Raw genomic sequence first — 12,470 nt, 5'->3', positions numbered from 1 at the left:
TGGAGGAGATTAGGTATGACGAAAGGATTTCCAGAGGACTTTCTATGGGGTGGTGCAACCGCCGCTAATCAAGCTGAAGGTGCCTATTTAAGTGATGGAAAAGGATTAAGCACAGCAGATGTCATGACAGCAGGTGTGCATGGTGTCCCTAGAGAAATTACAGATGGTGTTGTGGATGGAAAATACTATCCTAGCCACAATGCAGTTGACCACTATCATCGATTTAAGGAAGATATTGCATTATTTGCTGAAATGGGATTTAAAAGTTACCGTATGTCCATTGCTTGGTCAAGAATATTTCCAAATGGTGATGAAAAGGTACCTAACGAAGCAGGCTTAAAGCATTATGATGAAGTGTTTGATACTTGTCTACAATATGGTATCGAACCAATCGTAACACTTTCACATTTTGAGACACCACTGGGACTACTAAAATATGGTTCATGGGAAAATCGTGAAGTAATTAATTATTATTTACGCTACTGTGAAACTGTATTTAACAAATATAAAGGAAAAGTGAAATATTGGCTTACATTTAACGAAATCAATGTCATGTCTACAAAGCCATGGATGGCCGCTGGAATTGATTCAAATGACGAGCAAACAAGAATGACTGCCGCTTTTCATCAGTTTTTAGCTAGTGCTAAAGCTGTGCAGATGGCTCATGAAATTGATCCTAATAATAAAGTAGGAATGATGTATGCCGGACATTTTGCTTATTCCAATAGCTGTGACCCGGAAGATGTACAGAAAACGGCTGATTTTATGCATAAAATGCTGTTTTATTGTGATGTTCAATGCCGCGGATATTATCCAGCGTATAAATTAAAAGAGTTTGAACGTGAAGGAATCGTACTACCTATTCAAGATGGTGATTTAGAAGAACTGAAGAAAGGGAAAGTTGATTTCCTTTCCTATAGTTATTATTTAACACATGTAATTGGCAAAGAAACAAATATAGATTTTAAAGGACTTAATGGTGTAAAAACGGGATACAAAAATCCATACCTTTCGGCGAGTGATTGGGGATGGACAATCGATCCGAAGGGTCTCCGTTATTCATTAAATCTATTATATGACCGCTATCAAATACCGCTAATGATTGTTGAAAACGGTCTTGGAGCAGTTGATAAAGTTGAGGAAGATGGAAGTATTCATGATTCATATCGTATTGATTATTTAAGAGATCATCTTACGGAGATGAAAAAAGCAATTGAGATCGATGGAGTACCTGTTTTGGGGTATACTATGTGGGGACCAATGGATATCATTGCTGCTAGTACCGGTGAAATGAAAAAACGATACGGCTTCATTTATGTCGATATAGATGATCATGGAAAGGGTACATTTAATCGTATAAAGAAAGATTCGTTTTATTGGTATAAAAAAGTCATTGAAACCAATGGTGAAGGTTTAGATTAAGTTAAACTAAATGAATGTTTAATATGATATTGTTATGTAGCTGCTAGTTGGTTTGAAGTTAACTAGCAGCTACAATTTTTGTTTTTAGGGCGGAAAACAATATAATAACAAATATTCAAATATATCCCATGTATATTTCGCATTACTTAAACTACTAATCGATTTTCCTTGCAATAGGAATCCTCTAAACTTGGTGCATGCTCCGGTAACTACACAAAATTCCCAACTTTATATTAGCTAGAAAATTACTTCTTACCATATATATGAGTGTGCCCTTTAAAGAAAGTAAAAATAGAAATTAGAATTCTAAAATGATCAGGTTTATACCGAAAAAGTTTCCTTTTCTAGTTCAGAATTTTATAAAATGAAGGGATAAACTTGGGGAAATTATCCAAAACTTTATTAAAGGAAAGGAGAAAAAGTGTGATAAAAATAAAAAAAGTTTTAAATTCGAGCGTAGTTTTAGCAGAAGATGAACAAAATAAAGAATTTATTCTTTTCGGCAAGGGGATAGGTTACGGACAAAAAGCAGGGAATATTGTTAAGGAAAACCAAGCTGATCAAATGTTTATCCCGATTGAAAATATAAAAGTGAAAGAGTTTATCGGTTTATTGGATAGTATACCACCGGAATATGTTGAACTTACCCAGCAAATTGTAAGTTATGCTGAAGATAAACTTAATACAAAACTTAATACAAGCATTTACTTTATGTTAATGGATCATTTAAATTTTGCAGTAGAAAGATATAAAAAAGACATTAACATTACGAACAGAGTGTACTGGGAAATTAAGAATTATTATTCCGAGGAATTTGAGATTGGAGTTTACGCTCGAAAACTAGTGAATGCTAAATTCAAAATTGATTTACCAATAGAAGAAGCAGCAAACATTGCCTTTCACTTAATTAATGCTCAAGGGGAACAAAAAGAGTCTAGAAATGCGATGAGGTATGCTAAAATGATCGGAAGTATTGTGAATTTGATTAGATACTCTTTTAATATTGATATGGACGAGGAAAATATTCACTATACCCGGTTTATCACACATGTTAAATTTTTTGTAGAACGATTTTATTCTGATAAAATGTTAGATGATAAAGATGATGTGTTATTCAATCAATTAGCTAGCTTATATCCGCAGGCTATGGATGGCGCATTTAAAATTAAAGAATATATAAAACAAGTTAATGGTAAAGATATTCCGAATGAGGAATTAGCCTATCTTGCAGTTCATATCCACAGGTTGATTACTTATAATGAGCTTGGATAAAAAGAAGGATTATAAGAGTCTGTTTTAAGGTAATAAAGATTCTGTCGTAATTAGACACAAAAAAGAGGACATAGTAGATGTTCTCTTTTTTGCTCTACTATTTTTCGTCTAAATGCTTTTGGACTTAGTACTGAAATTCAAAAAAGGTTCATAAAGATTCTATAATAAATATTTGATAGTCTCATTGAATTGAGTGATATCCATGAGTAAAGTATTAATGGGAGTTAAGCATCACCTTGCATTTGTTACCATTAATCGTGAGGAGCAGTTAAATTTTTTTGATTATGAAACATTGGTTGAGCTGAAAAACATTGTAGAAGGCATTAAGCTTAGAGCTTATTCTTACAGTAAGAAAAATTGAAGCACAACAGGCTTTTGAGTTAGGAGGATGAGCTATCGAGCAAGTGCCATTGCGCTTGCCGAAATCATGCAAAATGCCCCTCTTGCTGTTACTCAAGCTAAATATGCGTTCAATGAGGCTAGTGATGGAGAAGAGGCAATTTTAAGAGCAGAGCAGCGGAGACCTGATATTATCTTAATGGATATTTCAATGCCGAACGGTCTTGATGGATTCACAGCAACAGAAGAGATAACAAAGCATAATAAGGATACCAAAATTATTCTTTTAAGTATGCATGATGTGGAGATTTTATATACAAAGGGCTATTCAACTTGAGGCATGTGGGTATATTTTGAAAAAGAGTGAGGGCGGTGAACTATATGAGGCGATACATACCGTTCAAAACGGAAAAAAATACTATAAGTAGGTTTCCCACAAGAACAATTAGATAAATTAATGGCGAACAAAGACCGGAAAACATCTGTGCTTACTGTTCGAGAAAAGGAAATTGTGCGCCTAACAATCCTGGGATATACAAATAAGCAAATATCTAAAAAGTTAATCATTAGTACAAAAATGGTTGAAAATCATAAAGCAAAAGTCATACAAAAGTCATACAAAAGCATACAAAAGCATACAAAAGCATACAAAAGCATACAAAAGCTTAATTGGAAAATAAGTCTGAATTAATTCAGTACGGATTAAACAATGGCTTTTTTGATTTATAGAATAGTAGAGATTAGGGTGTTTTTCTTTAATGTGCGTGTATTTAGAGAATAAGATTACAATAAACATGGCATGGAAACTTTCCACACCATGTTTATTTTTATGAATCATTGACACGATATTTGATGAAAATGCAATACCCATCAGTGATGATGATTTCCAGATGATTCAGCTTTCACTTTACACAAGATCGAATTGTCATGCAGATGGGCAGCCGTTTCTAATTGAATCGTCATATGGTGAATGTTTTTATGTTCAAGGTCATGTTCGACCTGACGGAGTAATCGTTCACTTTCAGCAATGGATAGCTGTTCATCTACAACTGCATGACAGGATAGCGCATTTAATCCGCTTGTAATCGACCAAACGTGCAAGTCGTGAACACTATGAATCCCTTTTGTATTTTGAAATGATTGAACGACATCATCCACATCTATATTTTGTGGTGTCCCTTCCATTAGGACATGGAGGCTGGATTTCGTAACATAGTAGCCGCTACGTAATATGAGTGCTGCTACTATGACACTTGCTAGTGGATCTGCCCAGCTCCAACCGAAGAATATAATGAGCAATGCAGCAATAATGGCACCAATGGAACCGAGCATATCACTTATTACATGCAAGTATGCTCCTCTCATATTCAAGTTCTCCTCTACATCCCCGCCGCGTAACATAATCCAGGCAACAAGTATATTGACTAGTAAGCCAATGGTTGCAATTACTAGCATTCCAGTCGAAGCAACTTCAGGTGGATGTTGAAAACGTTGAATAGCTTCATAAAAAATATAAATGGCAATTATTATGAGAGTCACACCGTTAAGACCAGCTGCTAATATTTCAAATCGTTTATATCCGAATGTTTTACTATGGTTAGCAGCTTTTTCCCCTAGTGTAAATGCCAATAATGCAATCCCAAGTGATATTGAATCACTTAACATGTGTGCTGCATCAGATAATAATGCTAGGCTATTGGTCATAAAACCTCCAATTGCCTCAATAATCATATAACCTGTAATAATCATAAAACTTATCATTAACGTTTTTTTATTTGCACCATGTGTATGGTCATGTCCATGTTCGTGTCCCATTTAAATTCCCTCCTAAATTAATAATGTGCAGCAAGCTCAGGTTGCGTGCCCTAGTAAATTCATAACGTGAATATCATTTTTCCAAGCTGTCCCTCCTCATCACTCATCATTATTATTCCTTTACTAAATTGAAATTTATATATGATCATATGTTCATATATAAATTATTATGATTTTCACTAAATGTCAATAAAAACCTTTATTTCTTTATTATAGAAATGGAAACCCGTTGAGGAACTAATTCATAATATGTTTAATAATTCACATAGTATAAGGGAAAACCCCGATACTTATGTGAATTATTCTTTACTATACTTACGATTGTGAAAGGATGATCAATATGGGGAAGGAACATGAACGTAAATCGAATGGAGTGGCTATTATCATGTTCATATCACTAATCGGAAGATTATTCTCTTAGAAGAAAGGGAGGTGTAAAAATGTTTGAAGAAAATGCAGCAATGTATAGTCGGTAGTTAACAGAATTAACGCTAGCCTTCCATATCATTTTTGCCACGATTGGAGTAGGTGTACCTTTAATGATGCACTAGCCCAATGGATTGTAATGAAAAAAAGGTGATCCTCATTTTCTGCTTTTTTCTAGAAGGTGGACACGCGGTTTTGTGATTACGGTTACGGTGGGGTTGCAACTGATGGCCATTGCGCTAGTTAGTGTTTTTATATTGGGACTAATGTTATTGATACCGTCACCTTACTTATTAGTAGATTATTTTTGTTCAATAAAAATATGTTCAAGGATAGTAATAGGAGGGATTAAGTTGCAGCACTTTCTTATCATGTATGCCCCACTACTAATTTTACTGGTTACAATATTTGCTATGTTTATTTGGGGAGCTAAAAGCTCATATTTAGAGGATAAATAACTAAAACGGGAAGGGTATAAATGGATATTTTATATTCGTTATCTTTGGTCCATTTTATTGTTTCTGAATTTTCCTTTCTTCTTCATTATATGATACAATAATAACATACCCCAGTTAAGTATATTAAAGATTGATATAATATTAGAAAAAAGAGGGAGGGAATAGTATGACTAATTCTGAAGAGGTAAAAGTGACACATCGCTCAACAAAAGATAAAGATCAATTAATTACCCGCTTAAAAAGAATCGAAGGCCAAGTTCGAGGAATTCAAAATATGATTGAAAATGAGAGGTATTGTGTAGATATTCTCACCCAAATTTCGGCTATTAATGCAGCCATGAATAAAGTCGGCCTTCAATTATTGGAAAAGCATACACACCATTGCGTATCTGACGCGATTAAGGATGGAAATGGAGAAGAGGCGATTCAGGAATTAATGGAAGTGTTTAAACGTTTCTCTAAGTCTCAATAGCTAAATATCAGTATCTTATGGTGGCTGGTATTTTCTTTTTATTAGTTGACATACCTTTCGGGGGTATGGTAAATTCAACTTGTGGATAGCGATCAGATGTATCTTGATTGGTAGATCTAAGATGGCTTTTAATGTAAAATGAACACAAAAAAAGAAGGTGAGACTGACTAGCACATAATTATATGAATAAGATAAAAAATTCTAATTAAGGGAATAAAAATGTGACCTTGAAGAAAACTTAAGTATGATTGCATCAAATTCAATGACTCAAGCAGTATTGTATCTTAAAAGTTGTAAGATGATCGGTTGAGATAAAGAGCCGAATAATAAAAAATGTTTATTTAGTACCATACTAGGGTATTGTAATATAAAAATTCAAGGAGGAATTATTATTTATGCAACAAGTGACATTAAATGTAGAGGGTATGTCTTGTGGACATTGTGTTAATTCTATCGAAGGAAATGTAGGCGAGTTAAAAGGTGTTGAAGCGGTTAAGGTACATCTTGATACAGGAAAAGTTGACGTATCATTTGATTCAAACGTCGTTAGTTTGAAAGAAATTGCAGATGTAATTGAAGACCAGGGGTATGATGTTGAAAATTAAGGTTATATAGAAATACAAGAGTGATTGTGCTGGTAGCCGGCACAATTACTTTTTCAAAAAGTTTATACCCCCTGGTAGTATATGGTGGAGGAGTGAGAAAACATGAGTCAAAAGGAAACAACGATGCAAATTCAAGGGATGACATGTGCGGCTTGTGCAACAAGGATTGAGAAAGGACTTAGGAAAATTGAAGGTGTCGAAGATGCGAATGTAAACTTTGCCCTTGAGAAAACTAATATCAAATATGATCCTGAAAAAACGGACATAGTGAAATTCAAAGAGAAGGTCCAATCCTTAGGTTATAACGTTGTAAGCGAGAAAACAGAGTTTGATATTACCGGCATGACGTGCGCAGCATGTGCCAATAAAATTGAAAAGCGGCTAAACAAATTAGATGGCGTTGATCAAGCAACGGTTAATTTCGCATTAGAAACAGTTCTTGTTGAATTTAACCCTGAACAAGTATCCACTTCTGATATGAAAGAGGCAATCAAAAAATTAGGTTATTCGCTTGAACAAAAGCAAGAAAAAGTAGGGGAACAAGTCGACCATCGTCAAAAAGAGATTGAAAAACAACAAGGAAAGTTTATCTTTTCACTCATTTTATCAATTCCGTTGTTGTGGGCCATGGTCAGTCATTTTGAATTTACTCGCTTTATTTGGTTACCTGATATGTTTATGAATCCGTGGGTCCAACTCGCACTTGCTACACCTGTTCAATTTATTGTAGGTAGACAATTTTACGTCGGAGCTTACAAGGCGTTAAGAAATAAAAGTGCAAATATGGATGTACTCGTTGCATTAGGTACATCAGCCGCTTATTTCTATAGTTTGTATTTAAGTATTATGTCAATTGGTTCTAACGCTCATATGGTAGAGCTCTATTATGAAACAAGTGCGGTTCTTATCACCTTAATTATCTTAGGTAAATTATTTGAAGCAAAAGCAAAAGGCCGTTCATCAGAAGCGATTAAAAAATTAATGGGTCTACAAGCAAAAAACGCAACGGTAATGCGTGATGGTCAAGAAATGATTATTCCAATTGAAGATGTATTAAAAGGCGATATTGTCTATGTGAAACCAGGTGAAAAAGTACCGGTTGACGGTGAGATTGTTGAAGGACAATCAGCACTTGATGAATCAATGCTGACCGGTGAAAGTATTCCAGTCGATAAAAAGGCAGGAGACCATGTCATTGGTTCAACGATCAATAAAAATGGCTTCCTAAAAGTTAAAGCAACAAAAGTAGGGAAAGATACAGCTTTAGCTCAGATTATTAAAGTGGTGGAAGAAGCTCAAGGTTCAAAAGCACCGATCCAACGTTTAGCTGATGTGATTTCAGGTATTTTCGTACCTATTGTAGTTGGAATAGCGATTATTACCTTCCTTGTATGGTATTTTGCTGTCAGTCCTGGGGAGTTTGCGGTTGCACTTGAAAAGTTTATTGCGGTACTAGTCATTGCTTGTCCTTGTGCACTTGGTCTTGCCACACCAACTTCCATTATGGCTGGCTCAGGTCGTGCAGCTGAATTTGGAATTTTATTTAAAGGTGGAGAACACCTTGAAACAACTCATCGATTAGACACGGTTATTCTTGATAAAACAGGTACAGTTACGAATGGAAAACCATCTTTAACTGACGTCATTTTAGCTGAAGGTATCGATGAAACAGAATTTCTTATGCTTGTTGGTACGTCAGAGAGAAACTCAGAACACCCACTTGCCGAAGCAATGGTTGAAGGGATCAAGGAAAGGGAGATTACACTAGGGGTAGGGTCAGCTGAGAACTTTGAAGCCATTCCTGGTTTTGGGATTCAAGCGACGGTACAAGGTAAGGAACTATTAATCGGTACGCGAAAATTAATGGCAAAACATAATATCGATGTACAAAATGAATTAATCAAAATGGAGAATTTAGAGAAGCAAGGGAAAACAGCGATGCTAGTAGCCATTGATGGGTACTATGCCGGTATTGTTGCTGTTGCAGATACCATTAAAGATACATCTAAAGAAGCTATTGCCCGCTTGCATAGCATGGGCTTAGAGGTAGTCATGATTACAGGGGATAACACCCAAACGGCACAAGCAATTGCAAAACAAGTTGGAATCAAGAAAGTCATTGCAGAAGTGTTACCAGAAGGCAAGGCAGAAGAAGTGAAAAAGCTTCAACAGGCTGGTAAAAAAGTTGCCATGGTAGGAGACGGAATAAACGATGCTCCTGCACTAGCAACGGCTGACATTGGGATGGCAATTGGTACAGGTACTGATGTGGCAATGGAAGCAGCAGATATCACTCTTATTCGCGGGGATTTAACAAGTATTGCCGACGCGATTTATATGAGTAAGAAGACAATCACAAATATTAAGCAAAATCTTTTCTGGGCGCTTGCTTATAATAGTTTAGGTGTTCCAATCGCAGCATTAGGATTCTTAGCTCCATGGTTAGCCGGAGCAGCGATGGCATTCAGTTCGGTATCTGTTGTTCTTAACGCTCTACGACTTCAGAGAATTAAATTAAAGGCTTAAAAGGAGAAAGGAGGCTGCCTAGTTTGAAAAAAAGTATATTGATTTGGACATTTTCGGCGATCGTGTACCTTGGTATAGTCATCATAGGTTTTAATGTGTATGCAAGTATGAATCCTGATACAGAAGAACACAATAACCATCCAACTACTGAACAGGAGGGAGAAAACATGGATCATCAAAATAGTCATCACGCACACGAAAATCATAGTGCAAACACAATTAGCGAAGTTACCCCAAAGGTATCTTATGCTAACGGAGAAATCACTATTGAGTTAAAAGATAAGAATAACAATGTTCCGGAACTGGAAGTTTCCCATGAAAAATACATGCATTTTATTGTCGTGAGTTCAGACTTAAAAGAGTACCATCATATACATCCTGAGAAAACGGGGGATGGAATCTACAAACAAAAGGTAAGTTTAACTGGTCATTCCTATAAAGCGTTCGTTGACATTAAACCAAAAGGTCTCCAATATTCAGTAAAGTCTATTGAATTCCATGTGGGTGAAACAAATCATGAACACGGTGATAACGATCTCGTAGCCGATACTGAATTTACTAAGACCATCAACGGTCAAACAGTTGAATTAATAACTGATTCACTTGAAGTCAACAAAAAAATAACACTTAAATTTGATGTGAAGGATGCAACACCTGAGCCACATCTAGGCGCACTGGGCCATGTTGTCGTCTTGGATGAAGCGGGAGAAAAATATATCCATGTTCACCCGGTAGCTGATGATCAAACTGTATTTGAAACACAGTTTGATAAACCGGGAATTTATAAGCTATGGGCAGAGTTCAAGTTCGGAGAACAGGTTAATGTCTACCCATTTGTTATAGAAGTAAAAGAATAAATGAAAAGTACTAATATTCTTGCTCATTTATAATGAGCAGGAATATTAGTAACATGTGGATACCCTCCTAGTGTATGGTATATTAAAAGTATTTAATCAATTAAAAATTTAAAAGAGGGAGAGATATTAATATGGTGAAAAAGATTAAGATCGCCATAAATGGTGGGATAGGTTTTGGGGCAAAACTTAACACAAAACAACTTTTAACAATATCAAAATATTTAAACGAAGATGAGGAACTTGAGTTAACAACATTCCAACAACTTTATCTAGAAATTCCAGAGGACCAAAAAGAGGCAATTATAGAAGAGTTTCAGAGTGTTGGATTAGCATGCTATCCAGTTGGAAACTTTGTAAAGAGCTTGCGAACCTGTAATTTTTGCAAAGGGGAAGAAGAGGAAGGAATGCCTGTGGCAAAAGAGCTAAATCGCCGTATTGCCGGGAAAGCCGTCCCGTTTACCCTGAAGGTTGCCTATACAGGATGCCCCATTGGTTGTGGGGAGCCAATGTTAAGTGATATTGGGATCATGAAAATGAAAGATCATTACAATTTATATGTCGGAGGAAAAGCAAAAGGGAAAGACGCTGAGGTCGGTTCCTTACTAAAGGAGAATCTAACACCAGAAGAATTGTATGAAACTGTTGAGAAGATTATCGGTGTTTATTCACAAATGGGTAAAAAGCGAGAGACATTCTATAAATTTTTAAACCGGATAGGTAGAGACCAATTAATAAGTTAATACTCAAAATAAATCAAAAAATTGGAGGGAATTGAATAATGTCAACACATTCACATACGCTTGCGCAAGCTGACCCGAAGCGCTGGAAAGCACTTGCTTTATTGTGCATTGCGTTTTTCTTGACTATCATGGATACAACGATCATGCAGGTTGCCCTGCCAGCCATCAAAGAAGGGCTCGGCTATACGCAGGTGAGTTTGCAATGGGTGATGAACGCCTATATTATTTTCTTCGGAGGACTTCTGCTATTGGGAGGAAAGTTGAGCGATTTGTTCGGCCAACGGCGCATATTCATGTGGGGATTTTCAATCCTGACCTTGGCGTCTTTACTTGCAGGATTAGCTTGGAATGATTCGGTGCTAAACGTCGCACGTGCACTCCAGGGTGCCGGTTCCGCTTTAATTACACCGGCTGCAATGTCCATTGTAATGACACTGTTTTCCGCAAATCCGAAGGAATTGAATAAGGCGCTTGCTTTCTGGGGCCTTTCCGGTGCGGCGGGAGGATTGGCCGGTGTATTCCTTGGAGGCATCATTACGGAGTGGCTGGGCTGGCGATGGACGTTTCTGATCAACGTTCCCATCGGTATTCTCACTTTGGTCTTGTCCCCAGGACTCCTACAGAAAGGCATACGTAGAAATAGCCGCATTGATTACGCTGGAGCTATCTCCGTTACGGTTGCTATATTCCTGTTCGTTTACGGCATCGTAACCGCAGAACACAATGGCTGGAGTTCACCCACTACTGTATGGACATTGACAATTGGGGCCTTGTTATTCATCATATTTATTTTTATTCAGGCCAAGAAGAAGGAGCCACTCATGCCGCTTCGCATTTTTAAGATTCCCAACTTGGCCGCGGGCAATATTGCGCTTATCATGCTAAATGGAATGTGGATTCCATTCAATTATTTCATTATGTTGTACTTACAGCAAGTATTGAAATTTTCTCCCTTCGAAGCCGGAGTGGCCTTAATTCCGGCGCCGATACTAATAGCGATTACTATGATTTTTATAGCTGGAAAATTGGTTGAAAAATTCGGTTTAAAAGCCGTTTTATTTGTTGGATTTCTCGCACTTGGAGGTTCCATGCTCTTGCTTTCTTTTGACACACCAGTAGATGGAAATTATTTAGCTAACGTCTTACTGGCTTTACTATTGGCTTCTCTCGGTAGGGGATTAGCCTATATCCCAGCTCAAACGGCGGCTATATCAGGTGCCAAGCCGGAAGAATCAGGGTTGGTATCGGGAGTATACAATACTACTTCCCAGATCGGCGCGGCGATTAGCCTGGCTATCATGGTTGTAATTGCTGCAGCGACAACGGCCTCCAGTACCGCAGGAGACTCGGTCGTTGCTCTGAACGAGGGATTTCAACAAGCATTTTTCTGGTCTGGTATGGTGGCCTTTGCGGGCGCTGTATCGGCATTACTGTTTGTACGATCGTCAAAGTCATAGAATCGAATCGTTCTTATATCAAGTAGTTGAATTATTTAAAGTATAAAACGAAAAGTCCCGAAGCTACTAATGAACTGTGCC

General features: G+C 36.9%; 13 protein-coding genes and 1 pseudogene. 13 read left to right on the top strand and 1 reads right to left on the bottom strand.

Translation table 11 applies throughout. From position 1 onward, the window contains the following. Window positions 1-15: 15 nt before the first annotated feature. From WCV66_RS24555 to WCV66_RS26940, 5 genes are all read left to right on the top strand, one after another. On the top strand, window positions 16-1,422 hold the full coding sequence (locus WCV66_RS24555) for a glycoside hydrolase family 1 protein (RefSeq protein WP_338787224.1): 1,407 nt from the start codon (window positions 16-18) through the stop codon (window positions 1,420-1,422). Between the two features lie 423 nt (window positions 1,423-1,845). Then, complete coding sequence (locus WCV66_RS24550; RefSeq protein ID WP_338787223.1) at window positions 1,846-2,694, top strand: PRD domain-containing protein; 849 nt, start codon at window positions 1,846-1,848, stop codon at window positions 2,692-2,694. Window positions 2,695-2,896: 202 nt separating this feature from the next. After that, window positions 2,897-3,055: a hypothetical protein gene (locus WCV66_RS24545; protein ID WP_338787222.1), complete on the top strand. Its 159-nt coding sequence runs from the start codon at window positions 2,897-2,899 to the stop codon at window positions 3,053-3,055. A gap of 27 nt (window positions 3,056-3,082) precedes the next feature. Further along, window positions 3,083-3,370, top strand: a complete 288-nt coding sequence (locus tag WCV66_RS24540) for a response regulator transcription factor (RefSeq protein WP_338787221.1) — start codon at window positions 3,083-3,085, stop codon at window positions 3,368-3,370. 120 nt (window positions 3,371-3,490) lie between these two features. Then, a complete protein-coding gene (locus WCV66_RS26940; protein ID WP_413789614.1) occupies window positions 3,491-3,724 on the top strand; it encodes a response regulator transcription factor in 234 nt (77 codons plus the stop codon). A gap of 179 nt (window positions 3,725-3,903) precedes the next feature. On the opposite strand, the gene WCV66_RS24535 is transcribed toward WCV66_RS26940, so the two are convergent. Next, a complete protein-coding gene (locus tag WCV66_RS24535; protein WP_338787220.1) occupies window positions 3,904-4,848 on the bottom strand; it encodes a cation diffusion facilitator family transporter in 945 nt (314 codons plus the stop codon). Window positions 4,849-5,351: 503 nt separating this feature from the next. On the opposite strand from WCV66_RS24535, the pseudogene WCV66_RS24530 reads away from it, so the two are divergent. The 8 genes and pseudogenes from WCV66_RS24530 to WCV66_RS24500 all read left to right on the top strand — a co-directional run. Beyond that, window positions 5,352-5,495, top strand: a pseudogene (locus WCV66_RS24530) (cytochrome ubiquinol oxidase subunit I); the annotation flags it as partial. A gap of 6 nt (window positions 5,496-5,501) precedes the next feature. Then, a complete protein-coding gene (cydS, locus tag WCV66_RS26935) occupies window positions 5,502-5,732 on the top strand; it encodes a cytochrome bd oxidase small subunit CydS (RefSeq protein ID WP_413789695.1) in 231 nt (76 codons plus the stop codon). 166 nt (window positions 5,733-5,898) lie between these two features. Continuing rightward, window positions 5,899-6,204, top strand: a complete 306-nt coding sequence (locus WCV66_RS24525) for a metal-sensing transcriptional repressor (RefSeq protein WP_145583079.1) — start codon at window positions 5,899-5,901, stop codon at window positions 6,202-6,204. A gap of 395 nt (window positions 6,205-6,599) precedes the next feature. Further along, window positions 6,600-6,809, top strand: a complete 210-nt coding sequence (copZ, locus tag WCV66_RS24520) for a copper chaperone CopZ (RefSeq protein ID WP_338787219.1) — start codon at window positions 6,600-6,602, stop codon at window positions 6,807-6,809. A 102-nt stretch (window positions 6,810-6,911) separates the two neighbouring features. Then, window positions 6,912-9,335 (top strand): heavy metal translocating P-type ATPase, encoded by a 2,424-nt coding sequence (locus WCV66_RS24515; protein ID WP_338787218.1) that lies wholly within the window; start codon window positions 6,912-6,914, stop codon window positions 9,333-9,335. Window positions 9,336-9,358: 23 nt separating this feature from the next. Continuing rightward, on the top strand, window positions 9,359-10,192 hold the full coding sequence (locus WCV66_RS24510; protein ID WP_338787217.1) for a hypothetical protein: 834 nt from the start codon (window positions 9,359-9,361) through the stop codon (window positions 10,190-10,192). A gap of 131 nt (window positions 10,193-10,323) precedes the next feature. Next, the gene (locus tag WCV66_RS24505; protein WP_338787216.1) at window positions 10,324-10,932 is read left to right on the top strand and encodes a nitrite reductase; all 609 of its coding nucleotides are present in this window, start codon (window positions 10,324-10,326) and stop codon (window positions 10,930-10,932) included. 38 nt (window positions 10,933-10,970) lie between these two features. Then, on the top strand, window positions 10,971-12,389 hold the full coding sequence (locus WCV66_RS24500; RefSeq protein WP_338787215.1) for an MFS transporter: 1,419 nt from the start codon (window positions 10,971-10,973) through the stop codon (window positions 12,387-12,389). Window positions 12,390-12,470 lie beyond the last annotated feature (81 nt).

The organism is Metabacillus rhizosphaerae, assembly GCF_037201795.1.
Classification (GTDB): domain Bacteria; phylum Bacillota; class Bacilli; order Bacillales; family Bacillaceae; genus Metabacillus; species Metabacillus rhizosphaerae.
Note: the sequence above shows the minus strand (reverse complement) of the source record. Positions and strands in the feature narration are given on the sequence as shown.